Genomic DNA, 25,884 nt, shown 5'->3' on the forward strand with positions numbered 1-25,884 from the left:
GCAGCCCCCGCGGGGGCTTGAAACCCTGTTCTTGATTTTGATAGCAGGGGTGTTTTCCATATACTGGTTATAAATACAGTTACCAGTCAAACCCCTTGCCATGTCTAGCGTTGCGCGCATTTTCTCCTCCGGTTCGCCGGACCTGCAAGGCATCCACGCCGATGTCTGGCACGCGCACGCCCTGGCCTCGGCGCCGCAGGCCGTGCAGCCCACGGGTGATGCACGGCTGGACGCCCAGTTGCCCGGTGGCGGCTGGCCTGTGGGCGCGCTGATCGAGCTGCTGCAGCCCGCAGGTGTGCACAGCGAATGGCGCCTACTGCTGCCGGCGCTGGCGCGCAGCGGGCAGGGCCCGGTGGTGCTGGTGGGGGCGCCGCAGCCGCCATTTGTGCCCGCGCTGGCGGCGCAGGGGCTGGCGGTGGCACGGCTGGTGTGGGTCACGGCGCAAGCCGCCACGGCCCGGCTCTGGGCGGCCGAGCAGGCGCTGCGCTGCGCCGAGGTGGACGCCGTGCTGGCCTGGCTGCCCCAGACCCGGGGCGACCAGCTGCGCCGCCTGCAAATGGCCGCGGCCGAGCACCACAAACTGCTGTTTGTCATGCGGCCCCCGAACGCGCAGGCCGATGCATCGCCCGCGCTGTTGCGCCTGCAGCTGGTGCCCCAGTCCCCCGCGCAGGGCGCGGGCAGCGACACGCTGGCTGTGCACATCCTCAAACGCCGTGGCCCGCCGCTGGCAGACCCACTGGTGCTGCAGGCCCGCCCGGCGCGCTTGGCCGTGTGGCTGGCGGCCAGCCCGCGGCCGGCGATGGGGCCTGCGGTGAGGGAGGTGGACCATGCACTGGATCGCATTGCGGCTGTCGCCTGAACCACAGCCGGATGCCGTGGCCAGTCCCGACACGGCGGCGCTGGCCGACCCGCTGACCGCGCTGGCCTGGTGGGCGCTGCGCTTCACGCCGTTGGTGGCGCAGGTGGAAGACACGCTGGTGCTGGAGGTCTCGGGCAGCGAACGGCTGTTTGGTGGCCGCCCGGCGCTGTTGCAGCAGTTCTTAATGCCCAATGAGCTACTAGCCCCCGTAGACACTGCGCAAGGCGCTACATCTTTAGTAGCAATGGCGCGGCTGTGGAGCAAGTCGCAGGCCGCGCCCGATGCCCTGCCGGTGTACACCCTGGCCGCAACACGGCCGCACCTGCCCACGCTGGCGCGCCTGGGCGTGCGCACCTGGGGCCAGCTGCGCGCGCTGCCACGCGGTGGGCTGGTGCGCCGCTTTGGCGCCGGGCTAGTGGATGCGCTGGACCAGGCCTATGGCCAGGGGCCCGAGGTCTACCCCTGGTGCACCCTGCCCGAGGTGTTTGACGCCCCGCTGGAGCTGGCCGCCAGCGTGGAGTCGGCCCCAGCGCTGCTGTTTGGCGCGCGGCGTTTGCTGGCGCAGCTGCTGGTGTGGCTGCGCGCACGGCAGCGCGGCGTGCTGGCGCTGGAGCTGCTGTGGGACCTGGACGCACGCCGCGCCAACACCCGCCATGTGGATGCCCACCACACGGGCGGCCAGCAGGGCCGGCTGGAGCTGCGTACCGCCCAGGCCACGCAAGACATGGCCCACCTGCAGCGCCTGCTGGGCGAGCAACTGGCCCGCGTCACATTGCCCGCGCCCGTGCTGTACCTGCGCCTGCGCAGCCTGCAAACCCAGCCGCTGGCGGGCGAGAGCCACAGCCTGCTGCCCGACGACCTGCGCAAGGGCGACAGCCTGCACCAAACGCTGGAGCGCCTGGGCGCGCGGCTGGGGGCTGATCACGTGTTGTGCGCCCATCCCCTGGCCGACCACCGGCCCGAACACATGCAGCGCTGGGTGCCTTGGCAGGCGCCCCACGTGAATAAGGGCGCTCCTAAATCAGGAGCTGCTGGCGCAATGAATACGGGGGCTGGTGGCCTAAAAGACTCTCAACTGCTGGATGAGGCCGCCGCGCTGTACCCCACCTGGCTGCTGCCCACGCCGCAGCGCCTGGCGGTGCGCCAGCAGTGCCCGCAGTACCAGGGGGCGCTCACGCTGCTGGCCGGCCCGCAGCGGCTGGAGACCGGCTGGCTGGAGGGCGAGCCCGCGCTGCGCGACTACTTTGTGGCGCGCAGCCCGCAGGCCGGGTTGGTGTGGGTGTTCCGTGAACGCATGGGGGCACAGGCCTGGTACCTGCATGGGCTGTTTGCCTGAGCGCGCCTAACGCATCCGAAACTTGAACTGCACGACCAGTGCCCCGTCCACCTTGTCCACATTGGGGATCAACCCCAGGTTCACGCCAAAGCGCGTGCCCTCGTACGTGGCCATGGGCAGGGCGGCAAAGAAGACGCCGCCGTTCTCAATGGCCGGGTAGCCGTTCATCACGCCCACCGCGGCCCCCAGCTTCCAGCCACCCAGCGACAGGGGCAGCCAGTTGACGGCAGCGTAGGTGGTCGTTTGGCGAATGCTGTTGTTGAACGCGCCGGCCATCAGCGCCACGTCGGGCTGCAGCCGGTACTCCACGCCCATGCCCACGTTGTTCTCGTTGTAGTTTTTGTCGCGGTTCACGTGGCTGGAGAAGCCGCCTAGGTTGACCCAGAGTGCGCCCGCGTCTGGCAGCCCCGCGTCGGCCCACACGGCCCAAGGGACGCAGGCCGCACTCACCAGCAGCAGATAGCACCGAGTCTTCATGCAAGTCCCTCACGCTGGCGCAAGGGTACACCCGCGCGGCGCTCTTTTACACTCCTGTCTATGAACCTCCCCACCCACCAACTCAGCATGACCGTGCTCATGTCGCCCGACATGGCCAACTTCTCTGGCAATGTGCACGGCGGCGCCATTTTGAAACTGTTGGACCAGGTGGCCTACGCCTGCGCCAGCCGCTACGCCTCGCGCTACGTGGTCACGCTCAGTGTGGACCGGGTGCTGTTCCTGCAGGCCATCCATGTGGGCGAGCTGGTCACCTTTCTGGCCAGCGTCAACTACACCGGCAAGTCGTCCATGGAAATCGGCATCAAGGTGATTGCCGAAAACATCCGCTCCCAGGAAGTGCGCCATGTGAACAGCTGCTTTTTCACCATGGTGGCGGTGGACGACCACGGCAAAGCCGCCCCCGTGCCACCGCTGCAGCCCGAGACGCCTGATGAGGTGCGCCGCTTTGAGGCGGCCCAGCTGCGCAAGCAGCTGCGCCACGAGCTGGAGCAGAAGTTCCGCCAGACCCGGCCCAGCGGCACAACCTAAGGGATAACCCTATACTGATTCACAGTTGCATGTCCTCTTGTGCACCGAAAGGACCTTCTGTGATCGACCTCCCTCTCTCCGCCCGGCGCCTCTTGCCGTTGACCAGCGGCGGCCTCTTCAAGCGGCTGTGGCGCACGCGCCTCACCACCCCGTCTCCCGCCCGGCTGAACCTGGCCCTGCAAGGCGGCGGTGCGCATGGCGCCTTCACCTGGGGCGTGCTGGACGCACTGCTGCAAGACCCGCGCATGCACATCGAGGGCATCAGCGGTAGCAGTGCCGGCGCCATGAATGCGGTGGTGATGGCGCAGGGCTGGATGACCGGTGGGCGCGAAGGCGCACGCGAAGCCCTGGCCCAGTTCTGGACCGAGGTGAGCCAGCAGCTGCCCTGGGGCATGCTGACCACGGGCGGGGGCGACGCCATCAGCCTGTCGCCCGCCACCAAGATGCTGGCGCAGTGGGCAGGGTTCTTTTCGCCCACCGAGCTGAACCCGCTGGCCATCAACCCGCTGCGTAGCCTGCTCAAGCGCCAGATCGACTTTGAGCGCCTGCGCGCCGAGAGCCCGTTCAAGCTGTTCGTGGGCGCTACTCAGGTCAACACCGGCAAGCTGCGCCTGTTCCGCGAACACGAGCTGACGGTGGACATGCTGCTGGCCTCGGCCTGCCTGCCCAAGATCCACCACACGGTAGAGATTGATGGCGAGCCGTATTGGGACGGTGGCTTTGCGGCCAACCCCGCAGTGTTCCCGCTGTTTTACGACTGCGCGGCCGGGGATGTGCTGCTGGTGCTGTTGGCGCCACTGAAGCACCAGGGCACGCCGCACACCAAGGAAGAGATCGAGGCGCGCATGGAGGAGCTGGGTTTCAAGGCCCACTTCATGCGCGAGATGCAGATGTTTGCCCGCGTGCAGGACGCAGCCCACGCCACCCAGCACCGGGGCCCGCTGGAGCAGCGCCTGCAAAGCGTGCGTTTTCACATGATTGACTCCAGCAACCTGGAGAGCCTGCAGCGCAGCGAGACCAAGATGCTGGCGCACGCGCCTTTTTTGAACCTGCTGCACGACCAGGGCCTGCAGCGCGGCCAGCAGTGGCTGGCGGACCATGCTGGGGCCGTGGGCCAGCGCGGCACGCTGGATATGCAGCAGTGGCTGGTGTGAGGGGGGTGCTTTAGCCTTCGCCCAGGCGCAGGGGCTGGTCTTCAAACTCTGTGTTCAGCACCACGGTGCTGGTGGTGCGCGCTACGCCGGGAATGGCCTTGATCTGTAGCAGCACGGCCTCCAGGTCGCGCGCGTGCGCCGTACGCACCTTGGCCAGCAAATCGTATTCCCCGGCCACACTGTGCAGCTCTTGCACGGCGCCCACTTCGCGCAGGCGCGCTGCAATGTCGCGGCAGTGTGCGCCGCCGTCGTTGCGGATGGCCACAAACGCCGTGAAATTCAGGCCCACGGTGAGCGGGTCCACGCTGATGGAGAAGCGGCGGATCACGCCGCGCTCCAGCATCTTCTTCACGCGCTCATGCACGGCGGCGGTAGACAGGCCCACCTCGGCCCCCACCTCGGCGTAAGAACGACGGCCATCTTCCCCCAAGGCCGTAAGAATTTTGGCGTCGATGGCATCTGTCTGAATAATTACTTGCATTGGGCGGATTTTTTAGTAATATCACGCCTATCGGCGCTTGTTGCCGTAAATTTTACGGACTATTCATGATTTCGGCACTCAATATTCAGCACGGCTGGCGTTTGTCTCCTTTTTGGCGCCTCATGGTGGCGCTGTGGCTGGTCTACATCGTCTGGGGTACCACCTACTTTGCCATTGGAATTGCGGTGCATAGCTTTCCTCCGTTGTGGATGAATGCCACGCGCTTCACGCTGGCCGGCGTGATCATGCTGGCTTGGGCGCTGTGGCGTGGCGAGAAGCTGCCCAGCTGGCGCCAGTGGCGCAATGCCGCGCTGGTGGGCGGGCTCATGGTGTTTGTGTCCATGAACCTGGTGGTGTTTGCGCAAAAGCAGGGCATTGGCTCGGGCCTGATGGCCACCGTCATCACCACCATGCCCATGTGGCTGGCGCTGTGGACGCGCTTGGGGGGCGAGCGCGTGCCCGTGACCAGCTGGGTGGGCCTGGTGCTGGGTGTGGCCGGTGCGCTGCTGCTGGCGCTGGAAGGCGATTTCTCGGCCAGTTGGCTGGGTGCGTTGGCGGCCTTTGGCGCGCCGCTGTGTTGGAGCGTGGGCTCGTATGCATCCCGCAAGCTGGACCTGCCGGGCCCGGCCATGGCCTCCGCCACCGAATGGCTGGCCGGCGGGTTGATGGGCGTGGTGGCTGCGTCGTTGATCGAACCCCAAGGTTCCCTTAGCAACGTGACGCATGAGGGCTGGCTGGCCTGGTGGTACCTGCTGGTGTTTGGCACGCTGGTGGCGCTGAACGCCTACCTGTGGCTGCTGCAAAACACCACGGCCGCGGTGGCGGGCAGCTATTCGTTTGTGAACCCTGCGGTGGCGCTGGTGGTGGGCGTGGTGATCGGCAAGGAGCTGCTCACCGGTTGGGTGTTTTTGGCACTGCCGTTGATTGGCGGCGCACTGGCCATGATCATGTATGGCCCGGCCATCGTGCAGACCGTGCGGCGCTGGCGCGGTTCGCCAGCCTAGGCGGCGTCAGGCGCTCAGGCTTCGTGGGCCAGGCCCATGAGATCGGCCAGGTCCTGGCGGCGCAGGGGTTTGGAGAATGAGCCCAGCACCTTCAGTCCGTCGGACACGGCCACCTCGGCCGCGATGGACAGCATCAGGCTGTCTTCCCCGCTGAGCAAGATAACCCCGCCCTGGTACTGGCGCTTGGCCAACTGGCCCAAAAAGTCGATGCCATCGGTCTCGGGCATCAGCATGTCGCAAATCACAAAGTCCGGTGGGCGCTGCATCTGGTCCAGCACCTGGGCGCCGCTGCGTCCATCCATCGCGCTGTGCACGGCATGCACACCCAGGCTGGCCAGCACCTCGCGCAGCAGGGTGTGGCTGAAGTCATCGTCGTCCACCACCAACACGCTCAGGGGCAGGGCGGCCACCGCCAGTGCGGCTTGCGCGTGGTCGATGACCTGTTGCTGGCGGCGGCGCGCCAGGCTCTCTTCAATGGCGCTTTGAACAAACCCGGCCAGAGACTCGTGCGGGCCCAGCAGCGCTTCGATTTCAGCGTGCAACGCGGGGGACACGGGAATAGCCGGAAGCTTGAACAAATGCATCACCCATTATTCCACGGCACCGGGCGCGCAGGCGTTTCCTGCGTGGGCAAAAGGGGTATGGCGTGGCCCAGACGTGTCCTATAGTCAACCCCCAATAAGAGGGAGAAAACTATGATGAAACGACCCGCAGGCGCCCGCCTGCTCGGGCTGCTGCTGGCGCTGCACGGAGGCGCCCACGCGCTCACCCCGGCCGAGCGCGCCTACCTGGGCGGCTATACCCAGAGTTCGGTAGATACGCAAAGCCAGCTCATGCTGCTGGACGACAACACCTTCTGCTTTCGCTTCATGGGGGGCTCGCTGGACATGATGGTGGCCGGCCGCTGGAAGGCCCTGCCCGGCAAAGATGCGGGTGTGCAGATCCAGGAGGTGCGGCTGCCGCAGAAGACGAACTTCCCCGCATTCTCCAAACCCGCCGCCGGCAAGGACGTGGTGTTTGACTTCCACGGCTACACGCTGGGCGAGGCCAACGCGCCGGTGTTCGGCGTGTCCACCACGGCCGAGCCCCCGCGCACGCTGCGCCCCCTGTTTGGCGACGACAACCACAGCTGGGCCGAGAGCTACCAGCTGCCGCCCATGGAGCGTGCGGCAGCGCGCTACTTCTACATCGGCCATGTGGAGATGGATGCGCGCGGCAAGCCGCTGCAGCTGCGCGTCACCCAGTACCAGCTGCCCACCGCCCAGGGCGGTGCGGGCATGGTGCGCATTGGCTTCAACACCCAACAGGCCCGCCCGCCGCTGAACCTGGTGGCCAAGATCCAGGACGACCAGCTGAAGGTGGATGGCCAGCGCTTTGGCAGCCGCGATGTGCTGCCCAAAGCGCTGGTGGACGAGATCCGCAATGTCTGCGTGTCCCCCGTGCTGCTGCCCGGCAAGCCGCGCGTGCGCTCGGCCGATCCGGATGATGAGGACGAACCCCGCGATGGCCCGCCGCCCATGGAGCCGCTCAAAACCCTGGTGCTGCCGCTGACTGCGGTGCAGGGCGACCCCTACTTCCACCCCAAGGCGCTCTAACGCCAGCAAAAACGCGGAGTCCTCTGTATACTGTTTATTTAAACAGTATTTATGGCCTCCGCCCCACCCCCTGACCGCAGTGCGCCGGCGTATGCCGAGCTGCACTGCATCAGCAACTTCAGCTTCCAGCGTGGCGCCTCGCAGCCGGAAGATCTGGTGGAGCGCGCCCACGCGCTGGGCTACCGCGCGCTGGCCATCACCGACGAATGCTCAGTAGCCGGCGTGGTGCGCGCGCATGTCAGGGCCAAGGAGTTGGGCCTGCAGCTGCTGCCGGGTGCCGAGTTCTCGGTGGCGCTGGCAGATGGGGCCCACTTCACGCTGGTGGCGCTGCCGCACTCGCTGCTGGGCTGGGGCAACCTGTGCGAGTTCATCACCCAGGCGCGCATGGCCGCACCCAAGGGGCAGTACCGCACCACCTGGGCCGAGTCGCCCTGGGCCTTGCTGGCGGACTGCGAGGTGCTGTTGGTCTTTCCGTCTGCTATCAAAATAGAAGCTGCTTGCGCAATATCCATGCGGGCTAGGTGCCTGTTTGGCATGCATTGTTGGCTGGCGGCCAGTGTGGGGCTGGTGGCGGACGATGCCACGCAGCGCCTGCGCGTGCAGCAGGTGGCCGCGCTCAGCGGCCTGCCGGTGCTGGCCACGGGTGGCGTGCGCATGCACGTGCGCTCGCGCAAGCCGCTGCACGATGTGCTGACCGCCGTGCGCCTGGGCCAGCCAGTGTCGGCCTGCGGCTTTGCGCTACTGGCCAATGCGGAGGCGCACCTGCGCTCACGTGCACGGCTGGCCACGCTGTTCCCGCCTGAGTGGCTGGCCAATACCTTGGCCGTGGCGCAGCGCTGCCGCTTCAGCCTGGACGAGCTGGCCTACCACTACCCGCTGGAGGCCGTGCTGCCGGGGCAGACGGCGGAACAGACCCTGCGCCAGTATGTGGAAGAGGGCGCGCAGGAACGTTACCCCAACGGTGTGCCCGCGGACATTCGTGCGCGTGTGGAGCACGAACTGGCGCTGATTGTCGAGCTGCGGTTTGAGATGTACTTCCTCACCGTGCACGACATCGTGCGCTTTGCGCGCAGCATCCGCATCCTGTGCCAGGGGCGCGGCTCAGCGGCCAACTCGGTGGTCTGCTACTGCCTGCACATCACCGAGGCCAACCCGGGCGAGACCTCACTCTTGTTCGAGCGCTTCATCAGCCGCGAGCGCAACGAGCCGCCCGACATCGATGTGGACTTTGAGCACCAGCGCCGCGAGGAGGTGATCCAGTTCATCTACGCCAAGTACGGCCGCGAGCGCGCCGCCATTGCGGCCACGGTGATCCACTACCGCCCACGCAGTGCGCTGCGTGACGTGGGCCGCGCGCTGGAGATTCCCCAGGACCTGATCATCGCCATGGCCAAGGAGCATCCGGGCATGTACAGCCGCGCGGTGATGGTGGGGCGGCTGCAAGATGCTATGAAAAGAGTAGCTGGTAGCGCAGAGGATACGGGGGCTAGGGGTGATTTTCCTTCTGAAAAGCGGCTGCAGCTATGGCTGGAGCTGAGTACCGAGCTGCAAAAGTTCCCGCGCCACCTGAGCCAGCACGTGGGCGGCTTCGTGCTGACGCAGGGCCCGCTCACGCGCCTGGTGCCGGTGGAAAACGCGGCCATGAAAAACCGCTCCATCATCCAGTGGGACAAGGATGATTTGCAGGCTGTGGGCCTGATGAAGGTGGACGTGCTGGCCTTGGGCATGCTCAGCGCCATTCGCCGCTGCCTGGAGATGGTGACGCAGCGGCGTGGCCTGGCCACACCGCTGCGCATGCAGGACATTCCGCGTGACGATGTGGCCACCTACGACATGATCTGTGCGGCTGATACCGTGGGTGTGTTCCAGATCGAGAGCCGCGCGCAGATGAGCATGTTGCCGCGCTTGCAGCCGCGCAAGTACTACGACCTGGTGGTGGAGGTGGCCATCGTGCGGCCGGGGCCCATCCAGGGCGGCATGGTGCACCCGTACCTGAAGGCGCGCAAAGACCCCGAAGCTGCCAAGTCGCCCTATCCCGCGCTGGAGAAAGCGCTGGAGCGTACACATGGCATACCGATTTTTCAGGAGCAAGTCATGCAGATCGCCGTGCTGGCCGCCGGCTTCACCCCGGGCGAGGCCGATGCGCTGCGCCGCTCCATGGCCGCATGGAAACGCAACGGCAATGTCAGCCAGTACCACGACCGGTTGGTGGGCGGCATGGTGGAGCGCGGTTACCCGCCGGACTTTTCCGAGGCCATCTTCAAGCAGATGGAAGGTTTTGGCGAGTACGGCTTTCCCGAGAGCCACGCGGCCAGCTTTGCGCTGCTGGTCTACATCAGCAGCTACCTCAAGTGGCACGAGCCCGCCTGCTTTCTGGCCGCCCTGCTCAACAGCCAGCCGCTGGGCTTTTACGGCCCGGCGCAGCTGGTGCAGGACGCGCAGCGCCATGGAGTGACGGTGCGGGCGGTGGACGTGGCGCACAGCGATTGGGACTGCACGCTGGAGGGGGACGATGTTCGCTTGGGCCTGCGGCTGGTCAGCGGGTTTACGAAACCGGTGGCGGAGCGCATTGCGGACCAGCGCCTGCACGCGCCCTTCACCAGCACCCAAGACCTGGCGCTGCGCTGCCAGCTCGACGCGGGCGATCTCAAGGCCCTGGCCAGTGCCGATGCGCTGCAGTCGCTCAGCGGCCACCGCCGCCAGCAGGTGTGGGACGCATCGGCCTTGCTGCCCGCACCCGCGCTGCTGCAGGGCGTGCCGATTGAGGAAGACGATCTGGCGCTGCCCGCGGCGGGCGAGGGCGAAGAGGTGACCTTTGACTACGCCGCCGTGGGGCTCACGTTGCGCTCATACCCCTTGCTGCTGCTGCGTGAGCAGCTATCCAAACAGAAGCTGCTGACCGCCGCGCAGATGCGCGACTACCCCAGCGGCCGGCTGGTGCGGGCCTGCGGCATCGTCACCATGCGCCAGCAGCCGCAGACCGCCAAGGGCGTGATCTTCGTAACGCTGGAAGACGAAACCGGCAGCGTGAACGTGATTGTGTGGAAAAGCGTGCGCGAGCAGTTCCGCGATGCGCTGTACCGCGCACGGCTGATGGCGGTGTACGGCATATGGCAGCGCGACGACGAGAGCGGTGGCCAGGTGCGCCATGTGGTGGCCAAGCGGCTGGTGGACCTGACGCCCATGCTGGGCGAGCTGATCACCACCAGCCGGGACTTTCACTGAGCGTTCAAAACCGGAAGCGGTAGCCCACGGTCAAAAAATCTTCGCCGTTGGCGCCAAAGCTGTTGAGCAAATCGTAGATCGCGCAGCGGTGGTGCAGGCGAACAAAAAACTCGTCAGACGGCGCCTGCGGCCGCGAAAACGCTACTTCCACAAACAGGTAGTTCAGCGTGCGGCTGCCCTGGCCATCGGCCCCCAGCTCCAGTGGGCTCACGCGGCTGGTGTACGAAATGCCCAGCGGCGCCAGCCGCAGATCGGTGCGCAAGGTGTCGCGCCAGGGAAAGCCGCTCCAGCGCACGGCGGGTGCAATCGCCACCTCGGTCAGGCTGGCCAGGCCCCACTGCTGGCCCAGCATGGCGTCCAGCTCCATCGACAGCGGCAGTGTGCTGGAGCGCCATAGCGTCTTGCTGCCGGTAACCGCCAGCAGGTAGTGGTTGAGGTAGTTGGCCCGGCCGGCAATGGCACCGGCGGGCTCGGCATCGTGGTACTGCCCGACATAGGCGCCCATGCTCCAGTCTGGTTCGTTGGCAGCAGCGCCCAGGGGAATCGCCATGGGCAGGGCCAGTGCGCAGGTGCCCAGCAGGGTTTTGATGTTGCCGATGGATGCGTGCATGGAGCGAATCTACCCATCCCCACCCGGCTGTGCAATACCTGTCTGAGTGAAGGGCGGTACAGTCTGCCCACGTACTTTGGAGCCCACGCATGCACCCTGACACCATGAAACACAAGGCCAGCCTCTGGTTTGGAGACGTTGGCACTTCCATCCACATCACCGACGTGCACTGGGAGGGGGACATCACCCAGCAGGAGCTGATGGAGGTGGCGGATCAGATCTCCCCGGACTGGCAGACCATCGACCTGGAGCTGGACCCCCGCCACCCCCACTATGGCCGCACCTACCGGCTGACCCGGCCCCCGGCCGACCCGTCAGAGGCCGAAGAGGCGATCAGCGCGCGGCAGGTGGAGCTTGCGCTGGCGGGCGAGTATGTCTGGGTGCATTGCTGCCAGATCGTGATGAAGCCCGATGGCGACCTGCGCGATGACGCGGGCCGCCCGTTCAGCCGGGTGTTCAGCACCTTGATGTTCTGCACCGAGTTCACCTCCTTTGAGGACACGGCGCAGCAATGCGACGATAACTTTGGCGCTGGCGAATGGGACGAGTACGAGCTGTACCTGGACAGTGCCCTGCCAATCCCGGTGGCGTCGTTCGGCTAGGGCGAACAGTCATGACCATAGAAGCCAAACTGCATCGCGCCAACGGTGCGCTCACCACACTGAGCAACGGGCGCCATGTCTGGAATGCCGATGTAGACAAAACCCTGGGTTCTGACGACCGGGCGCCGGGACCGCACGATTTGCTGGACTCGGCCCTGGCGGCCTGCACCACCTTGACGTTAGAGCTCTACATTCGCCGCAAGCAAATGCCGGTCACCGACTTGCGCGTGACCGTCGACCATGTGGAAGACAAGAGCGCGCAGGGCGTGGTGCGCTACCAGATGCAGCGCCGCATCTTCATTGAAGGCGAGGTTGCTGAAACGGACCGCCAGCGCCTGCTGGAGATTGCCAACAGTTGCCCGATCCATAAGCTGCTGAGTGGCGAGATTCACATCCAGTCGGAGCTGGCGTAACGGTCTGGTTGTTCGCTCGAGGCCCAATACACCTACTGCGGTGCGTTGGCCTCGCGCACCAGCTGTGCGCAGTCGCTGTCCTTGCCAGGCCCCGCATCGACCAGCGGAATCAATGCCAGCAGCGGGTTGATCACCCCCAGGGCCAGGGCGCCCGCCGCGCGCAAGGCCACGCGGCCTTTGTCTACCGTCACGGTGGGCTGCGAAAAACTGCCGCGCACATACAACGGACTGCGCAGCGCCAAGGGGCTGGTCGTTTTGGTTTTGGGGCTCAGGGTCAGGTCTAGCTGCTCCTGTGCCAGGTCAATGCTGCCCGTACCCAGCACGGTGGTGACCTGGGTGTCCAGCACCAGCGCCTTGGTTTGCATCTTGCCTTGTGTGACTGCAAAGTCGGCCACGGCGCAGCGCAGTTTCACGAGTCGGTCGCCGGTCAGATTCAAGGCCACGATTTCCCACACGTGCAAGCCCACCTTCTCCATCATCAGCTGGCTGATCTGGCCGCCGTCCACCACCAGGCCCAGCGTGCCGCTGGAGGTGGCAAGCATGCTGCCTACCGAGTTGCCCGTGCCCGTCAGGTCCAGGTCGCCATAGACCTGGCCCACGCTGTTGCGGTTGGCCGCAATGGTGGGGAAGAGCTTGGACAAAGTGACGCCGCGGGCGCGCACCTGGGCGTGTGCCTTGATGGGGGTGGTGCGCCCATCCAGCGTGACCTTGCCGTGCAACTGCCCTCCCGCCAGCCCGAAGTTCAACGGGTCCAACGTCAGCACCGCATCGCGCAGTTGCAGATGGGTGTCCAGATTCTCCAGTGGCAAGGCTTTGGCCCGTAGCAGGGTTTTGGCCCGCAGCTGCACTTCGGCATCCACAGAGTCCCAGCGCGTGGCATGGAAGGGCAGGTCGGGCAACACGTGGCCGGGCGCCGTTGCCTGGGGCGTCGGTGCTGCGGCAGGCGCAGGGCGTGTACCAATCATGGGGCCCAGATCATCCAGAGCCAGCAACTCCGAGCGCAGCTCAGCTGTCAGCGCCGGGCGCTTGCCGCCGGTCACCACCTGGGCAAAGCCAGCGATGTCGCTGGCGCCCACGCGCCCGGAGAATTGCTCGTAGCGCCAAGTGGATTCGCTGTGCAGCAGATGGCCTTCGGTGGCATAGGCACGCGTAGTGGGGAAGGCAATGCCCAGCAGCGGGTACAGCTGTTCCAGGCTGTCACCCTGCAGTTTCATGTGCATGTCTACGGCGGCCAGCGCCAGCAGGCCCGTCACCGTGCCATTCAGCCGCAGGCGGGTGCGACCCGCGCTGGCATCCAGCGTGAGGGGGTAGGGGCGGCTGGTGTCGCGCAGCGCCAGCACCGGGCCACCGCTGCCTTGTGCTTTGACCGCCAAGTCTTTGTACCGGCCCTGTACCGTGAAGCTCAGCGGCGTGGCGATGTTGTCTGATGTGGATACCGCTGCGCGCAAGTGCGTCTTTTGGGCTATGTCGTCATAGCCCAGCGTGCCGCTATCCAGCACCACGCGACCGACCGCCATGTGGGCGCTGTCATCCCGCTGTTCCAGGTCCAGCAGCCAGCTTTTGCGGCCGTCGCTGGCTTTTTCCAGGAACACGGTCGCCTGCTCCAGTGCCACTTCGGGGAAGGCCACGTGGCCTTGCAGCAGCTGCAGCACATCGACCGATACCCCCACGCCATCGGCCGACAGCATCTGCGGCTCTTTGGCCCACGCAGGATTGGCAAAGGTGACGCCGGCGGCATGCAATCGTGCGGCAGGCCAGCCCCATTGCACGGTCAGGTCTCCCTGGATCTCCAGCTCCCGCCCGGTTTTTTGCAGTACGAAGCGCTCCAGCGGCGGGCGCAGCCAGTTCCAGCCTAGCAGCGCGATAGTCAGCACGCACAGCAACACCGCAGCCACTAGGGTGGCCACCACTTTGCCCAGGGCACGCACTACGACAGGGGTATTCATGGCGTCATCGTTTCTGTTGCAGCAAAAAATCAGCCAGCTGTGCCAGCACATCTTGTACGGCTACGTTGGCGGCGGCCACGCCCCCCTGCGGGGTCTCGCTGGCAGATTCCGCCTCACTCTGGAACTCGTGCCAGGCCACGACCTTGCGGGTCTTGTCGTCCACCAGGTAGGCGCGCAGTGCGAATTGCACGCGGCTGGGGTGGGTCTGGAAACTGTGTTGCAGCCGAATGATCTCGGTGTCCAGTCGCAGGTCGCCGACGGCGCTGGCCGGGGTCAGCACCACCGCGGCAAAGGCGTCTGTACGCTCCAGGGCCGTGGCGAGCAAAGGCCTCAGCATGCGGGCAGGGGTGTCCACCCACTCGCTGTGGGCGAAGTACTCCAGCTGGTGGTCGGTGCGCACGAAAATAATCCGCTGGCCGTCAAAGCCTGAGGCCGCGCGAGTCGGTGTCACCACCAGCGTGGGCAGCGTGCGCAAGGGGGCGGCGGTGGGGCGCGCAGGCGCAGCAGCGTGTGGGGTGTCTAGCGAATAGAAGGTGGGCGGATTGGACGTGGCGGGGCGCAGGGAACCGCAGGCGCCCAGGGCCGCTGCACAGAGCAGGATGAGTACGCTTGCGATGCTACGTGGGGTGGACGGGTGTGCTGTTGCTGTCATGGCTTGTCCTCTGATTCACCTGGGCCGTTGGGTACCGCGCGGCGCCCAAAGATCAGGCCGCTGGGGTCGCGGCGCGTCTGTTCCGACAACAGGCGCAGCGAGCTGCTCAGCGTGCTCAGTTCGCCCAGCAAGCGCTCCAGTTCAGGCAGTGTTTCCGCGCTGAAGCGTTTGACATCGGCACCAATCACGTCCACCGTCTGGCCCGCACTTGCGCTGGTCTTGGCCACCTCGGTCCCCATTTTTTGCACCGCGTCTGCGCTGTTGCCTATGCGTCGTGCCAGCCCATCCAGCTGGGTGCTGGCCCGGGCGGTGTTCTTCAGGGTCGTGGCGGCGTCCGACAGGCTGCTGTCGATGCTGTCTTTGCGGGCCGCCACGGTGTGCACCACCGCGGCCATGTCGGCCAGCGTGCTGCGCAACGCGGCCTGGTTGTCAGGGCTCAGCACCGCGTTGATGTTGTTGGAGGTGCTGTCCAGCTTGGCCAGCACACTGGTGAGCACGTTTTCCAGCCGAGCCGCCAGAGACGGCGCTGTTTTGATTTGCGGATACCGCGCGCCCGCCTGCGGCAGCAGCGCCGGGGACGACGCACTGCCACCGCTGAGCTCGACGTAGGCAATACCCGTCAGGCCCTGGGTTTTCAGAATGGCGAGCGTGTCCTCTTTGACCGGCGTGCCGCGTTCGATGGCAAAGAGCAAATTGACCCGCTGGGGGTGCGTGGGGTCCAGTTCGATGCCCTGCACCCGGCCCACGTTCACGCCGTTGTATTTGACGGGCGCGTCCACGTTCAGGCCCGACACGGACTCGTCCTCGACCGCCAGGTACACGTCGTACTGCTTTTGCCATGCGCCACCCGAGGCCAGCCACAGCAGGCCCGCGACCAGCACGGCACCCAGGGTGAGGACGAAGGCCCCCACCAGGGCATAGTTCACTTTGGTTTCGATGGTGGTTTCTCCTGGGGCTGGGCTGCGCGTGCGCGTGGCCCTTCAAAAAAAGCGCGTACCGTGGGTAGTTCCATCTGCGCCAGCGCCTCCATCGCGCCCACCGCCTGCACGGTGCCCTCGGCCAGCACCGCCACCCGGTCGGCCACCTGCCAGAGCAGGTCCAGGTCGTGGGTGATCATGACCACCGACAGCCCCAGCTCTGCGCGCAGCTTCAGCAGCAAAGCGTCCAGGCCTGTGGCGCTGTGCGGGTCCAGGCCTGCCGTGGGTTCATCCAGAAATAGCAGCTCGGGGTCCAGGGCCAGTGCCCGGGCCAGTGCGGCGCGCTTGAGCATGCCGCCACTGATCTCAGAAGGTAGCTGCAGGCCCACCTCCGCCTGCAGGCCCACGGCCAATAGCTTGGAGGTGGCGATGGCGTCGACCTCGGCGTCACCCAGCTTGCGGTGCTCGCGCAGCGGCAGGCCTATGTTTTCCAGCACGGTCAGCGAGCCGAACAAACCCCCTTGTTGGAACAACACGCCAAACCGTTGGCGCAGCGCCAGTGCGTCTGCCGCGGGGAGACGCGCCAGGTCGGCACCCAGCACCCGCACACTGCCTTCGTTGGGGGTGTGCAAAAGAATCATCTCTCGCAAGAGTGTGGATTTGCCGGAGCCACTGCCGCCGATCACCGCAAATATCTCCCCACGTTGCACCTGCAGGTCCACGCCCCGGTGCACCACGTGGCTGCCAAAGCGCGTCACCACACCGTGCATGTCGATGACCAAAGGGGGGGCTGCGGCAGGGGGCGCCATGTCAGAGTTCCAGCACGCTGAAGGCGACCGAGAACAGGGCGTCGGCCAGGATGACCAGAAAGATGGACTGCACCACGGCGCGCGTGGTTTGTCGCCCCACGCTGTCCGCCCCGCCCTGGGTCTGAAATCCCTGAAAGCAGCCCACCATGGAAATGATGGCCGCAAACACTGGGGCCTTGCCGATCCCCACCAGGTACGAGGTGGCACTGACGGCATGGGGGAAGCGGTCCAGAAATTCGCTGAATTGAATGCCCAACTGCACGCGTGCCATCAGCATGCCGCCGAAAACCCCCAACACATCGGCAAACACCGTGAGCAAGGGCAGGGCGATCGCCAGCGCAATGACCTTGGGCAACACCAGCATCTCCAGCGGTGCAATGCCCAGGGTGCGCATGGCATCGATCTCCTGTGTTACCGCCATGGTGCCAATCTGCGCGGCATAGGCAGAGCCGGAACGCCCGGCAATGATGATGGCGCTCATGAGCGGGGCGAACTCGCGCAGCATGGACAGCCCCACCAAATCGGTCACATAAATGCCTGCGCCGTACTGCCGCAACTGGCCTGCGCCCTGGTAGGTCACCACGATGCCCAACAAGAACGACAGCAAACCGACGATGGGCAGGGCGTCCCACCCCGCGCTGCGCAGGTTGAACAGGATGGGGCGCCACCGCACGCGTGTCGGGTGCGCGAACCAGCCCACCAAGGCCATGCTGCTTTCGCCCACAAAACTCAGCATGGCCAAAGCCTGTTGCCACTGGGCTTCGGCGCTGCGGCCAACACGCTCCAACAGTGGCATGTGGGGTGGCAGGGTGTCGGCCATCGGTCTCCTAGGGTGGTGGTTGGGCTGGTAGGCGCAGTGTGCAGAGGCCACCGCCAGTGGTCCGTGCGATGCCGCACTGAATTCGCCACGGACCCAGCCCATGATGGGTTTTCCATCGTCAGAAAGGCCCGCCATGCACCACGTCACCATGCCCGACAAAACCACGCTCTACGTCAAGGACTGGGGCGTTGGCAAGCCCGTGATCCTGCTGTCGGGCTGGCCCCTGAGCGCCGACAGCTGGGACGACCAGGCCATGGTCTTGGCTGGATCGGGCTACCGCGTCATTGCGTACGACCGGCGGGGCTTTGGCCGGTCATCCCAGCCTTGGGGCGGCTACGACTACGACACGCTGTCGGATGACCTGGCCGCAGTGATCCAGCAGACCGGCGCAGAAGACGCCACGCTGGTGGGCTTCTCGATGGGGGGCGGTGAGGTGGCGCGCTACATGTCCCGCCACAACGGAAAGTCGGTGAGCAAGGCCGTGCTGGTGTCCTCCGTGGTGCCCTGCATGCTGAAGTCTGATGACAACCCGGATGGCACCGAGCAATCGGTGTTCGATGCCATGGCCTCTGGCATTCGGGAGGACCGGGCGCAGTTCTTTGCTAGTTTCTTCAAAGACTTTTTTGGCATGGGCATGTTGGCCCATCCGGTGAGCAACGAATTGATCGACTGGGCCCGGACGCAGGCCATGCAAGCCAGCCTGCGTGCCACGCTGGAATGTGTGAAGTCGTTTTCCACCACCGACTTTCGCCCCGACCTGGCTGCGTTCCAGGTGCCCACCCTCATCCTCCATGGCATCGCAGACAAGACGGTCCCGATTGCGGCCTCCGCAAAGGCTGCCTATGTTGGCATTGCCAAATCCACATTGAGTGAGTACGACGGCGCGCCGCATGGTTTGTTCGCCACCCATAAACACCGTCTCAGTGAGGACCTGCTTTTTTTCATTCGGCAGTAAGGGCAGCACGCGGCCGCTTCAGACCGAAGACAGGCTGGCCACCAGGTGAACCAGTTCGGTCTGCTTGCTGATTTTGTTTTTGCTGAAGACGTTTTGCAGATGGGTCTTGGCCGTCGATTGGCCAATGCCGATTTTCAACGCTGTCTCGCGCAGGGTGTGGCCGGCGTAAATCAGCGCGGCGACCTGGGCTTCCTGGCGCGTCAGGGTCAGTGCCGCCTGTAACAGCGCCGGCTCCACGGGGCGAATACTGACCACGGGATGGACCACCAGCATCACGTGCCGTTCCTGGTCGGTCCCTTGCGTGCCGGTAGGCGCACACAGGCAAGACACGCTGACGGCCACCCAGTGCGACCGCATGGCCGGTTCCACCGGAAAGAACTGGTCTGGCACATGGAGGCTGATCCACCGGTCCAGCGCAGCGATTTGCAGCGTGATGGCATTTTCCAGCGCGTCAACACGTCCATGCAAACGCCCTCCTACCGTGTGCAGCGGTGCCGAGTCTTCGGCAAGCATGCTTCGCCCCGACTGGTTGCAGGACCGGATGGCCCGGTTCATGTCGATGAGAAAAATAGGCTTTCGGATGCGGTCCAGCACCGTGTGATCCGCAGAGGGACGGTCGGGTTGCAGTGCAGCGGACGTCAGCATGTGCATTGCTTTCCAAGAGAGGGATGCATCCAGCATAGGTGGCGCCCCCATCCCCGGTATGTACGCTGCCGCACGCTGGCAGTCCGTCGTGTTTTGTATCGGCTTTGGAAGTATGTGAGTTGACGCACAGACCCTGGGGATGGCTTCTTTTAACGTGGAGCCCAGAGCCGCACACACCGTGTGTTCCCACAACCTTCTTCATTCCCCGAAAGGAATCTACATGACCCAGAAAACCATGACTGACCACCGCGAGAGAAAGCCCATGCACACCCTGACCACCACCCTGCCTGCCGTGCTCCTGCTGGCGATCAGCGCCAGCGTGTTCGCAGCGCCCATGTCCAAGGTGGAATACAAGACCGCCAAAGAGGCGATTTCCGCCCAGTACAAAGCAGACAAGACCGCGTGTGGTGCCAGCAAGGGCAACGCCAAGGACATTTGCATTGAAGAAGCCAAAGGCCGTGAAGACATAGCCAAGGCCGAACTGGAGAGCAACTACAGCCCATCGGAAAAGCACAGCTATGACGTCCGCATCGCCAAGGCCGACGCAGCCTTCTCCGTGGCCAAGGAAAAATGCGATGACGCCACGGGCAATGCAAAAGACGTTTGCCGCAAGGAGGCCAAAAGCCACCATGTGGCTGCTGTTGCCGAGGCCAAGCTGAGCGAAACCAAGTCAGAAAACAATGCCGACGCGCGCAAAAAAATTGACGATGCCAAGGCGGTCGCCAATGACAAGAACGCGGATGCCCAGAAGAGCGCAGCCGTGGACAAACAGGAGGCTGCCTATGTGCTGGCCAAAGAGAAATGCGATGCCTTTGCCGCGGACGTGAAGGCCAATTGCATCAAGGACGCCAAAACCAAGTTTGGCCAGAACTAAACCTTTTCCTCACCCTTTTATGAAAGTAATAACCATGACCGATTTGAATAGCCCCGAAAACACCGTTGCCAATGGCGTCGCCAAAGTGGAAGCTGGCGTCCAAGGCGCGTTCGACAAGCTGGCTGGTGTTGCCAGCCAGACCGCAGAAAAGCTGGACCAGGCGGGCCACAAGCTGCAGGAAACCCAGTCCCGCGTGACCTCGCAGTGCCGTGACGCGGTGCAAGAGAATCCGCTGGCGGCCGTTGCAGTGGCGCTGGCCACGGGCGTGTTGTTGGGCCTGGCGCTGCATCGCCGGTAAAACCACACTGCCACCCCCCAGTGCGCCCAAGGCGCAATGGGGGTTTTGCTTTAAAACTGTGTCTTGAAGTAGTTAAAGGATCGGACAAAGGCATCGCGCAGCCGGTCCATCTCTGTCACCATTTTTTCCCACGAGTCTTCGTTCGCAGACTTCGCCTCGTACAACTTGGCGATGGCAATGCGTGACTGGTGGCGCAGCTCCACCAGATCCTGGTAGTGCGAGTCACGCATCTCCCCTGCGGTTGTCAGGGCCGGTCTTTCCAAGGCTCGCCTCTCCAGCGACGCAATGGTGAGGTTGAGGTCATAGAGCTGCGCCTTCATTCGCTTGGTGTACTTGTCACGGGTCATTGGCAGCGGCATGTCGGGACTCCCTCAGATGGAATTGGTATGGGCCCCGTCATGGTGATTGGTGCGAGCGCGCACGTATGTACGCTGCGACACATAGCAAAAAGCCCCGGTCCCCCTCACGAGACCAGGGCTTCACATCGCCTATGGGTTCAAGCGGCGGTGTCTGCTTCGGGCGCTGCCTTGCCCTTGTTGCGGCGGCGTGCAATCGTTCCCATCAAGCCCAGGCCGGCCAACAGCATGGCGTAGGTCTCAGGTTCTGGCACCGCTGCGGCAAAGCCCACTGCGTTGTCGCCAATGCCATCGAGCAGACCGAAGTTGCCGGGTTGGTAGTTGCGCGCATTGGTGCGGATGATTTGCGTGAAGCTGGTGGTACCTGGCTCAATCTTTGACAATCCGTTAGGCACAAAGTTGAAGCCGATAACGCCCGAAGCGGTGCGGTCTGCATAGTCGGATTTTTCAGTACCGGTCACAAACAGGCCAAAGGCCGCGTCCGTCTGGTACACGCTCACGGCAGAAGCACCCAGGCTGCTGAAGTCATAACCCGTGAAGCGCTCAATGCCATTTTTGGAACTGGCATTGTTGGTGAACTGGTAGTAGAAATCCAGGCCAGTGCCTGTGTCATATACCGCGGTACGGGCAATCCCGTTGTAGCTGGTGTTGCTGATATTGGTGGTGATCTGGGCCAGCAGTGTTCCACCAAACGACGTGGCCGAGTAGTCCACGCTAGCCGTCGGGCTGTTGATGACCAGGTTGGTGGCATGTGCACTGCCGAATGCGGCCAACACGGCCAGGGCGATCATGCTTTTTTTCACTGTCAATGTCATAAGGGCTCCTTGATGGGTTGAGTTTCGTGTGGACCACTGACGCCTGAGGAATCAGTGATCCGAGCGAAGGCTAAAGGTGCCGATCAACGACATATGTACGGTGAGCCACATTGCATCCGAATGATTAAAACCAGGCCAATCGCGCGCGCCCAAGCTATGTGCCGTGCCGCACCGACACGCCCCCTTGCAGTCTGCAAGATCGCCACCACCAGGCCTGCAAGAAGTCGTTGTTGCAGGGGCTGGTACCTCACAAAGGAGTACCCCATGAGTCTCGGAACTATCTTGCTGGTGATCTTGGCTTTGTTGCTGGTAGGTGCCATTCCTACGTGGCCCCACAGCAAGGGCTGGGGCTACGGACCCAGTGGTGGCCTGGGCCTGGTCGTGGTGGTGCTCATCGTGCTGCTGCTCACTGGGCGGCTGTAAAGCCAATGCTTTGCCCACTACCCACACCCCCATTGCCAATCGCCTGTTGGCCGCGTTGACCCGTGCTGAATACCAACGTCTGGAGCCCCATCTTGAAACCGTACCGTTGCAATTCGGTCAGGTGCTGTACGAAGTCGACGCACCCATTGCCCATGTGTACTTTCCCAACGATTCACTGGTGTCGCTGCTGACCCTGGTGGATGCCCATTCCGCACTGGAGGTGGGCATGGTCGGGCCCGAGGGCATGTTGGGGACCGCTTTGGCATTGGGGGTGGGGGTGTCGCCCGTGCGTGCCCTGGTGCAGGGAACGGGCTCGGCCATGCGCATGAAGGCCGCGCCTTTCTTGCGCGGGTTCCGCCAGGGCCTGTCGCTGCAGCGCGAGGTGCTGCTGTACACCCACGGCCTGATGGCGCAGATTGCGCAGACGGCCGCCTGCAACCGCTTCCACGTGATCGAGGCACGCCTGGCGCGCTGGCTGCTGATGACGCGTGACCGCGTGGGCGCCGACCATTTCTTCCTGACGCAAGACTTCCTCAGCAACATGCTGGGGGTGCGCCGTGTGGGGGTGACCAATGCGGCCCATGCGCTCAGGCAGCAGCATTTGATCGACTACAGCCGAGGTCATCTGGAGATCATCAATGGCCATGGACTGGAGAACGTGGCCTGCTCTTGCTATGAAATGGTCAAGGGGCGCCACGGCAGCAGAGTGTGAAGGTGGTGGCTATGTACGTTGTTGGACATATGGCGTGCGCGGCGTTGTTCTGCGATAGCCTTCACGTGTGACGTAGCTCTGACCCTGTGTTGGCCTCTCCGGATACCGTGCGCTGCTTTTGGTGGCACGAGATAACTACCAGAGAGTGCCTGATGCTGCCCAGTCAATTGCCCATTCCCAACCGGCTGCTTGCCGCCATGGCACGATCAGATTACCAGCGCCTTGTGCTGGAGCTGGAGCCGGTGGAGCTGGTTGTGGGCCAGGTGCTGCACCAGGCTGGTGAGCCCATTCTCCATGTGTACTTCGCCAGTGATGCGCTGATCAGCCTCCTTACGCTCGCGGACAAGCACAGTGCGCTGGCGGTGGGGTTGGTCGGTAGCGAAGGCCTGGTGGGGGTCTCCGCTGTGCTGGGCGTCACTACATCTTCCATGCGGGCGCTGGTGCAGGTCTCTGGTAGCGCTTTGCGCATGCCGACCGCGGTGTTTGTCTGGGAGTTTCAGCAAAACGCCCTGTTGCGCCAGGCGGTGCTGGGCTATGTGAACACGCTGACCCTGCAAATTGCCCAAACGGCCGCCTGCAACCGTTTTCACCGCATCGAAGAGCGTCTGGCCCGCTGGCTGCTGATGACGCGTGACCGCCTGTCATCCGACCACTTGCAGCTGACCCAAGAGTTTTTGGGCTATTTGCTGGGGGTTCGCCGTGCCGGTGTTACCGGGGCAGCGCAGGCGCTCAAAGAACGCCAGCTGATCGATTACAGCCGCGGGCACATCGAAATAGTGGACGGTCCAGGGCTGGAAGCGGGGGCTTGCCTTTGCTATGGCATGGAAAAACGCCACCGCCACGAGCAGTAAACGCATTTACTAAGACGTTTTTTTGATGCAATGGGGGGGGGGCTATGTACGCAAACGTACATAACTAACTTGTAAAAAGCGTAAGCTGCAACGAGTAACCGCCCCCCACTGGACTGCATCCCGCAGGCAGACAAGGCCTCACAGCAGCCTATGCCCACGCAACCCAGACCCTTTCAAAACCACCTGCTCGCCGCCTTGCCCAAAGCGGAGTTCGAGCGGTTGTCCCCCCACCTGGAGTTGGTGTCGCTGCCCCTGGGCGACGTGCTCTACGAATCCGGTTGCCTGCTCAACCACGTGTATTTCCCCACCAATGCCATCGTGTCGCTGCTCTACGTGCTGGAGGACGGTGCCTCTGCCGAAATCGCAGTAGTAGGCAATGAGGGCATTTTGGGCATTTCACTGTTCATGGGGGGCGAGACCACGCCCAGCCGCGCGGTGGTGCAAAGCGCGGGCTTCGGTTTTCGCCTCAAATCCCACATCATCAAGACGGAGTTCAACCGCGCCGGGCCCGTGCTGCGCCTGCTGCTGCGCTACACCCAGGCACTGATCACCCAGATGACCCAGACCGCGGTGTGCAACCGCCACCACTCGATCGAGCAGCAGCTGTGCCGTTGGTTGTTGCTGAGCCTGGACCGCCTGCCCACCAACTCGCTGACCATGACGCAAGACCTGATTGCCAACATGCTGGGCGTGCGCCGCGAGGGCGTCACCGAGGCCGCGGGCAAGCTGCAGCGGGCAGGCCTGATCCGCTACACCCGGGGCCACATTGATGTGCTGGACCGCCCGGGCCTGGAGCGCCGCGTGTGCGAGTGCTATGCCGTTGTCAAACTGGAGTTCGACCGGCTGCTGGCCGAGATTCCCCATGGCGACCCCTTTCATGTGCTGGGACACCTGAAAAGCGATGACCCCGATGCCTTGAGACCGCCTCCACCTGTGCATCTATGAGCACCGCTGCAGATCCACCCGACACGCCCCCGTCCTCCGCAGCCAACCCGCTGCCAGAGCTTGTCTTGCAGATCGTGGAGGCCAACGCCCACCTGGTGCAAGCCGCGCTGGCGGCGCAGGCCGCCATGGATGTGGCCAATGCAGACCTGGAGCGACTGACCCGCCTGAGCCAGCGCGATGGGCTGACCGACACCCCCAACCGGACCCTGATGCTGGACCGCCTGCAAAGCGCCATCAGCATGGCCCAGCGCCGTGGCACGCTGGCGGCGGTGTTTTTTCTCGATGTGGACCACTTCAAGACCATCAATGACACGCTGGGCCATGCGGTGGGCGACGCCGTGCTGCAACTGGTGGCACGCCGCCTGGAAGCGTCTGTGCGCGATTCGGATGCCGTGGGGCGGCACGGGGGGGACGAGTTCCTGGTGCTGCTGCCCGAGGTCTCCAAGCCCGGCGACACCACGGTGATTGCCGAGAAAATCCTGCTCGACATTGCGGCCCCCGCCGTGATCGAGGGGCACACCCTGCAACTGTCGGTGAGCCTGGGCATTGCGATGTTCCCCAGCGATGGTGAAGATGCGGCCACGCTGATCAGCCTGGCCGATGCGGCCATGTACTGTTCCAAGCGCGAGGGCGGTGGACGCTACGCCTTTCACGCCACCGGAGTGGGAGGCACGGGGCCTTAAAAATAAGTTATCGAGGGTTCGCTAGCATACATACGGGGGCGGTGGCCGGGGCTACCTTAGAGGGTATGAACACTGCAACCCACTCCGATATCCAGACCACCGGACATGCTGGGGAGGACAGTCGTTTGGATGTGGCCAAAGACAAACTCTCTTGTGCATTGAAGGCGCTGACGGCCAGAGACTATGCCCGCGCGCAGGATCTGGCCGAACAAGCCCAGATGGAAGCGCAAATGGCGGAGCGCCATGCGCAGTCTGCGGACCTGCGCAAGGCAGCCTATGAATCGCAGGCCGCGGCCCGTGTGCTGCGCCGCGAGATTGACCGCATCAATGCCCTGCTGTTTGACCGCAACGCCATGCACTGACGCGGCTGGCGCGGGGTAGGCCTCAGGCCTGTAGCAGTTGTGCGGTGAGCGACGGGCCGATCAGGCTGCTCAAGAGGGAGCGAAACGTGTGCAGCAAGGCGTGCACGGCGGCTTGGGCATTGCTCAGGGTCTGGCGTGACACCGCCTTTTGCAACACCACAAACGGATCTACCGGCATCTCGCCATAAGCCACGGCCAGCCACGGATGCTCGGAACGGGTGAGGTACAGGCTGCGCTGGTACAGCGCACCCACGCTCTTGTGTCCAATGATGGGTGCCAGGGCGGCCTCGGCTTGGCGCAAAAACCCCACGGCTACGTGGGCCAGGTCCAGCACGGCGGCCTCGTCGGATGCCCACTGCTGGCGATAGGCATCGGTCAATCGGCTCTCAAACAGCGACTTGGGGCGCGCCACCGTGGCAATGGGTCGGGCAGAGCGTTCAGCGGTTTGGGGTTGCATGGGGGGGGGCTCCTTTCTTCAGGTGCATTCACGGAGTGGAGTGCACAGCTTGGGCCCGG

General features: G+C 64.3%; 31 protein-coding genes. 18 read left to right on the forward strand and 13 right to left on the reverse strand.

What is annotated here, in order from left to right; translation table 11 throughout:
* Positions 1–100 precede the first annotated feature (100 nt).
* Entirely contained in the window at positions 101–859 is a 759-nt protein-coding gene (imuA, locus tag AC097R_RS05965) for a translesion DNA synthesis-associated protein ImuA (protein WP_479596677.1), read from the forward strand.
* Positions 828–2,195, forward strand: coding sequence for a Y-family DNA polymerase (locus AC097R_RS05970; RefSeq protein ID WP_479596678.1), 1,368 nt, complete (start codon positions 828–830; stop codon positions 2,193–2,195). Before imuA ends, AC097R_RS05970 begins: the two co-directional genes overlap by 32 nt.
* Positions 2,196–2,201: 6 nt before the next feature.
* Here AC097R_RS05970 and AC097R_RS05975 read toward each other — a convergent pair whose 3' ends face one another.
* On the reverse strand, positions 2,202–2,672 hold the full coding sequence (locus AC097R_RS05975) for a hypothetical protein (RefSeq protein ID WP_479596679.1): 471 nt from the start codon (positions 2,670–2,672) through the stop codon (positions 2,202–2,204).
* Between the two features lie 60 nt (positions 2,673–2,732).
* Here AC097R_RS05975 and AC097R_RS05980 point away from each other — a divergent pair, with 60 nt between their 5' ends.
* Positions 2,733–3,221: an acyl-CoA thioesterase gene (locus AC097R_RS05980; RefSeq protein WP_479596680.1), complete on the forward strand. Its 489-nt coding sequence runs from the start codon at positions 2,733–2,735 to the stop codon at positions 3,219–3,221.
* A gap of 59 nt (positions 3,222–3,280) precedes the next feature.
* Positions 3,281–4,375 (forward strand): patatin-like phospholipase family protein, encoded by a 1,095-nt coding sequence (locus AC097R_RS05985; RefSeq protein WP_479596681.1) that lies wholly within the window; start codon positions 3,281–3,283, stop codon positions 4,373–4,375.
* Positions 4,376–4,385: 10 nt separating this feature from the next.
* Here AC097R_RS05985 and AC097R_RS05990 read toward each other — a convergent pair whose 3' ends face one another.
* The gene (locus tag AC097R_RS05990; RefSeq protein WP_479596682.1) at positions 4,386–4,856 is read right to left on the reverse strand and encodes an Lrp/AsnC family transcriptional regulator; all 471 of its coding nucleotides are present in this window, start codon (positions 4,854–4,856) and stop codon (positions 4,386–4,388) included.
* A gap of 65 nt (positions 4,857–4,921) precedes the next feature.
* Here AC097R_RS05990 and AC097R_RS05995 point away from each other — a divergent pair, with 65 nt between their 5' ends.
* A complete protein-coding gene (locus AC097R_RS05995; protein ID WP_479596683.1) occupies positions 4,922–5,860 on the forward strand; it encodes an EamA family transporter in 939 nt (312 codons plus the stop codon).
* Positions 5,861–5,874: 14 nt separating this feature from the next.
* Here the strand turns inward: AC097R_RS05995 and AC097R_RS06000 are convergent, their stop codons facing one another.
* Positions 5,875–6,444, reverse strand: a complete 570-nt coding sequence (locus AC097R_RS06000; RefSeq protein WP_479596684.1) for a YlcI/YnfO family protein — start codon at positions 6,442–6,444, stop codon at positions 5,875–5,877.
* A 111-nt stretch (positions 6,445–6,555) separates the two neighbouring features.
* Here AC097R_RS06000 and AC097R_RS06005 point away from each other — a divergent pair, with 111 nt between their 5' ends.
* Together AC097R_RS06005 and AC097R_RS06010 are read left to right on the forward strand one after the other, a co-directional pair.
* A complete protein-coding gene (locus AC097R_RS06005; RefSeq protein WP_479596685.1) occupies positions 6,556–7,455 on the forward strand; it encodes a hypothetical protein in 900 nt (299 codons plus the stop codon).
* A gap of 51 nt (positions 7,456–7,506) precedes the next feature.
* Positions 7,507–10,680, forward strand: a complete 3,174-nt coding sequence (locus tag AC097R_RS06010; protein ID WP_479596686.1) for an error-prone DNA polymerase — start codon at positions 7,507–7,509, stop codon at positions 10,678–10,680.
* Between the two features lie 4 nt (positions 10,681–10,684).
* On the opposite strand, the gene AC097R_RS06015 is transcribed toward AC097R_RS06010, so the two are convergent.
* Positions 10,685–11,290, reverse strand: coding sequence for a hypothetical protein (locus AC097R_RS06015; protein WP_479596687.1), 606 nt, complete (start codon positions 11,288–11,290; stop codon positions 10,685–10,687).
* 89 nt (positions 11,291–11,379) lie between these two features.
* Here AC097R_RS06015 and AC097R_RS06020 point away from each other — a divergent pair, with 89 nt between their 5' ends.
* Positions 11,380–11,892, forward strand: a complete 513-nt coding sequence (locus AC097R_RS06020; RefSeq protein WP_479596688.1) for a hypothetical protein — start codon at positions 11,380–11,382, stop codon at positions 11,890–11,892.
* Between the two features lie 11 nt (positions 11,893–11,903).
* Complete coding sequence (locus AC097R_RS06025) at positions 11,904–12,305, forward strand: OsmC family protein (protein ID WP_479596689.1); 402 nt, start codon at positions 11,904–11,906, stop codon at positions 12,303–12,305.
* A 32-nt stretch (positions 12,306–12,337) separates the two neighbouring features.
* Here AC097R_RS06025 and AC097R_RS06030 read toward each other — a convergent pair whose 3' ends face one another.
* Genes AC097R_RS06030 through AC097R_RS06050 form a run of 5 tightly spaced genes read right to left on the reverse strand, consistent with a single transcriptional unit; the run spans position 12,338 to position 17,584 of the window.
* The gene (locus AC097R_RS06030) at positions 12,338–14,251 is read right to left on the reverse strand and encodes an AsmA family protein (protein WP_479596690.1); all 1,914 of its coding nucleotides are present in this window, start codon (positions 14,249–14,251) and stop codon (positions 12,338–12,340) included.
* Positions 14,252–14,255: 4 nt separating this feature from the next.
* Positions 14,256–14,903, reverse strand: coding sequence for an ABC-type transport auxiliary lipoprotein family protein (locus tag AC097R_RS06035; protein ID WP_479596691.1), 648 nt, complete (start codon positions 14,901–14,903; stop codon positions 14,256–14,258).
* Positions 14,900–15,829, reverse strand: coding sequence for an MlaD family protein (locus AC097R_RS06040; protein WP_479596692.1), 930 nt, complete (start codon positions 15,827–15,829; stop codon positions 14,900–14,902). Before AC097R_RS06040 ends, AC097R_RS06035 begins: the two co-directional genes overlap by 4 nt.
* Complete coding sequence (locus AC097R_RS06045; RefSeq protein WP_479596693.1) at positions 15,826–16,629, reverse strand: ABC transporter ATP-binding protein; 804 nt, start codon at positions 16,627–16,629, stop codon at positions 15,826–15,828. Before AC097R_RS06045 ends, AC097R_RS06040 begins: the two co-directional genes overlap by 4 nt.
* Before the next feature lies 1 nt (position 16,630).
* Entirely contained in the window at positions 16,631–17,584 is a 954-nt protein-coding gene (locus tag AC097R_RS06050) for an MlaE family ABC transporter permease (RefSeq protein WP_479596694.1), read from the reverse strand.
* Between AC097R_RS06050 and AC097R_RS06055 the strand changes: the two genes are divergently transcribed.
* Positions 17,583–18,404: an alpha/beta fold hydrolase gene (locus AC097R_RS06055; protein WP_479596695.1), complete on the forward strand. Its 822-nt coding sequence runs from the start codon at positions 17,583–17,585 to the stop codon at positions 18,402–18,404. The genes AC097R_RS06050 and AC097R_RS06055 overlap by 2 nt on opposite strands.
* A gap of 18 nt (positions 18,405–18,422) precedes the next feature.
* On the opposite strand, the gene AC097R_RS06060 is transcribed toward AC097R_RS06055, so the two are convergent.
* Positions 18,423–19,049 carry a helix-turn-helix transcriptional regulator gene (locus tag AC097R_RS06060; protein ID WP_479596696.1) on the reverse strand — a complete coding sequence of 209 codons (627 nt, stop codon included), beginning with the start codon at positions 19,047–19,049 and terminating at the stop codon, positions 18,423–18,425.
* A gap of 220 nt (positions 19,050–19,269) precedes the next feature.
* Between AC097R_RS06060 and AC097R_RS06065 the strand changes: the two genes are divergently transcribed.
* Positions 19,270–19,923, forward strand: coding sequence for a hypothetical protein (locus AC097R_RS06065; protein ID WP_479596697.1), 654 nt, complete (start codon positions 19,270–19,272; stop codon positions 19,921–19,923).
* A gap of 34 nt (positions 19,924–19,957) precedes the next feature.
* Positions 19,958–20,221 carry a glycine zipper domain-containing protein gene (locus AC097R_RS06070; protein WP_479596698.1) on the forward strand — a complete coding sequence of 88 codons (264 nt, stop codon included), beginning with the start codon at positions 19,958–19,960 and terminating at the stop codon, positions 20,219–20,221.
* A gap of 50 nt (positions 20,222–20,271) precedes the next feature.
* Here the strand turns inward: AC097R_RS06070 and AC097R_RS06075 are convergent, their stop codons facing one another.
* Together AC097R_RS06075 and AC097R_RS06080 are read right to left on the reverse strand one after the other, a co-directional pair.
* The gene (locus AC097R_RS06075) at positions 20,272–20,580 is read right to left on the reverse strand and encodes a sll1863 family stress response protein (protein ID WP_479596699.1); all 309 of its coding nucleotides are present in this window, start codon (positions 20,578–20,580) and stop codon (positions 20,272–20,274) included.
* A 137-nt stretch (positions 20,581–20,717) separates the two neighbouring features.
* Positions 20,718–21,392 (reverse strand): PEP-CTERM sorting domain-containing protein, encoded by a 675-nt coding sequence (locus AC097R_RS06080; protein ID WP_479596700.1) that lies wholly within the window; start codon positions 21,390–21,392, stop codon positions 20,718–20,720.
* 264 nt (positions 21,393–21,656) lie between these two features.
* Between AC097R_RS06080 and AC097R_RS06085 the strand changes: the two genes are divergently transcribed.
* The 6 genes from AC097R_RS06085 to AC097R_RS06110 all read left to right on the forward strand — a co-directional run bounded on the left by AC097R_RS06085 (position 21,657) and on the right by AC097R_RS06110 (position 25,368).
* Entirely contained in the window at positions 21,657–21,815 is a 159-nt protein-coding gene (locus tag AC097R_RS06085; RefSeq protein ID WP_479596701.1) for a DUF3309 family protein, read from the forward strand.
* A gap of 10 nt (positions 21,816–21,825) precedes the next feature.
* Positions 21,826–22,527, forward strand: coding sequence for a Crp/Fnr family transcriptional regulator (locus AC097R_RS06090; RefSeq protein WP_479596702.1), 702 nt, complete (start codon positions 21,826–21,828; stop codon positions 22,525–22,527).
* A gap of 197 nt (positions 22,528–22,724) precedes the next feature.
* Complete coding sequence (locus AC097R_RS06095; protein ID WP_479596703.1) at positions 22,725–23,378, forward strand: Crp/Fnr family transcriptional regulator; 654 nt, start codon at positions 22,725–22,727, stop codon at positions 23,376–23,378.
* A 150-nt stretch (positions 23,379–23,528) separates the two neighbouring features.
* Positions 23,529–24,323: a Crp/Fnr family transcriptional regulator gene (locus AC097R_RS06100; protein ID WP_479596704.1), complete on the forward strand. Its 795-nt coding sequence runs from the start codon at positions 23,529–23,531 to the stop codon at positions 24,321–24,323.
* Entirely contained in the window at positions 24,320–25,006 is a 687-nt protein-coding gene (locus AC097R_RS06105) for a diguanylate cyclase domain-containing protein (RefSeq protein WP_479596705.1), read from the forward strand. Before AC097R_RS06100 ends, AC097R_RS06105 begins: the two co-directional genes overlap by 4 nt.
* A 65-nt stretch (positions 25,007–25,071) precedes the next feature.
* Positions 25,072–25,368: a hypothetical protein gene (locus AC097R_RS06110; RefSeq protein ID WP_479596706.1), complete on the forward strand. Its 297-nt coding sequence runs from the start codon at positions 25,072–25,074 to the stop codon at positions 25,366–25,368.
* Between the two features lie 22 nt (positions 25,369–25,390).
* Here the strand turns inward: AC097R_RS06110 and AC097R_RS06115 are convergent, their stop codons facing one another.
* Complete coding sequence (locus AC097R_RS06115; protein WP_479596707.1) at positions 25,391–25,825, reverse strand: hypothetical protein; 435 nt, start codon at positions 25,823–25,825, stop codon at positions 25,391–25,393.
* Positions 25,826–25,884 lie beyond the last annotated feature (59 nt).

The organism is Rhodoferax sp. ZS1R25 (assembly GCF_056521335.1).

Coding starts and splice junctions, on each gene's coding strand:
- imuA (WP_479596677.1), top strand. CDS start 101: ATGTCTAGCGTTGCGCGCATTTTCTCCTCCGGTTCGCCGGACCTGCAA.
- AC097R_RS05970 (WP_479596678.1), top strand. CDS start 828: ATGCACTGGATCGCATTGCGGCTGTCGCCTGAACCACAGCCGGATGCC.
- AC097R_RS05975 (WP_479596679.1), bottom strand. CDS start 2,672: ATGAAGACTCGGTGCTATCTGCTGCTGGTGAGTGCGGCCTGCGTCCCT.
- AC097R_RS05980 (WP_479596680.1), top strand. CDS start 2,733: ATGAACCTCCCCACCCACCAACTCAGCATGACCGTGCTCATGTCGCCC.
- AC097R_RS05990 (WP_479596682.1), bottom strand. CDS start 4,856: ATGCAAGTAATTATTCAGACAGATGCCATCGACGCCAAAATTCTTACG.
- AC097R_RS05995 (WP_479596683.1), top strand. CDS start 4,922: ATGATTTCGGCACTCAATATTCAGCACGGCTGGCGTTTGTCTCCTTTT.
- AC097R_RS06000 (WP_479596684.1), bottom strand. CDS start 6,444: ATGCATTTGTTCAAGCTTCCGGCTATTCCCGTGTCCCCCGCGTTGCAC.
- AC097R_RS06005 (WP_479596685.1), top strand. CDS start 6,556: ATGATGAAACGACCCGCAGGCGCCCGCCTGCTCGGGCTGCTGCTGGCG.
- AC097R_RS06010 (WP_479596686.1), top strand. CDS start 7,507: ATGGCCTCCGCCCCACCCCCTGACCGCAGTGCGCCGGCGTATGCCGAG.
- AC097R_RS06015 (WP_479596687.1), bottom strand. CDS start 11,290: ATGCACGCATCCATCGGCAACATCAAAACCCTGCTGGGCACCTGCGCA.
- AC097R_RS06020 (WP_479596688.1), top strand. CDS start 11,380: ATGCACCCTGACACCATGAAACACAAGGCCAGCCTCTGGTTTGGAGAC.
- AC097R_RS06025 (WP_479596689.1), top strand. CDS start 11,904: ATGACCATAGAAGCCAAACTGCATCGCGCCAACGGTGCGCTCACCACA.
- AC097R_RS06030 (WP_479596690.1), bottom strand. CDS start 14,251: ATGAATACCCCTGTCGTAGTGCGTGCCCTGGGCAAAGTGGTGGCCACC.
- AC097R_RS06035 (WP_479596691.1), bottom strand. CDS start 14,903: ATGACAGCAACAGCACACCCGTCCACCCCACGTAGCATCGCAAGCGTA.
- AC097R_RS06045 (WP_479596693.1), bottom strand. CDS start 16,629: ATGGCGCCCCCTGCCGCAGCCCCCCCTTTGGTCATCGACATGCACGGT.
- AC097R_RS06055 (WP_479596695.1), top strand. CDS start 17,583: ATGCACCACGTCACCATGCCCGACAAAACCACGCTCTACGTCAAGGAC.
- AC097R_RS06050 (WP_479596694.1), bottom strand. CDS start 17,584: ATGGCGGGCCTTTCTGACGATGGAAAACCCATCATGGGCTGGGTCCGT.
- AC097R_RS06060 (WP_479596696.1), bottom strand. CDS start 19,049: ATGCTGACGTCCGCTGCACTGCAACCCGACCGTCCCTCTGCGGATCAC.
- AC097R_RS06065 (WP_479596697.1), top strand. CDS start 19,270: ATGACCCAGAAAACCATGACTGACCACCGCGAGAGAAAGCCCATGCAC.
- AC097R_RS06070 (WP_479596698.1), top strand. CDS start 19,958: ATGACCGATTTGAATAGCCCCGAAAACACCGTTGCCAATGGCGTCGCC.
- AC097R_RS06075 (WP_479596699.1), bottom strand. CDS start 20,580: ATGCCGCTGCCAATGACCCGTGACAAGTACACCAAGCGAATGAAGGCG.
- AC097R_RS06080 (WP_479596700.1), bottom strand. CDS start 21,392: ATGACATTGACAGTGAAAAAAAGCATGATCGCCCTGGCCGTGTTGGCC.
- AC097R_RS06085 (WP_479596701.1), top strand. CDS start 21,657: ATGAGTCTCGGAACTATCTTGCTGGTGATCTTGGCTTTGTTGCTGGTA.
- AC097R_RS06095 (WP_479596703.1), top strand. CDS start 22,725: ATGGCACGATCAGATTACCAGCGCCTTGTGCTGGAGCTGGAGCCGGTG.
- AC097R_RS06100 (WP_479596704.1), top strand. CDS start 23,529: ATGCCCACGCAACCCAGACCCTTTCAAAACCACCTGCTCGCCGCCTTG.
- AC097R_RS06105 (WP_479596705.1), top strand. CDS start 24,320: ATGAGCACCGCTGCAGATCCACCCGACACGCCCCCGTCCTCCGCAGCC.
- AC097R_RS06110 (WP_479596706.1), top strand. CDS start 25,072: ATGAACACTGCAACCCACTCCGATATCCAGACCACCGGACATGCTGGG.
- AC097R_RS06115 (WP_479596707.1), bottom strand. CDS start 25,825: ATGCAACCCCAAACCGCTGAACGCTCTGCCCGACCCATTGCCACGGTG.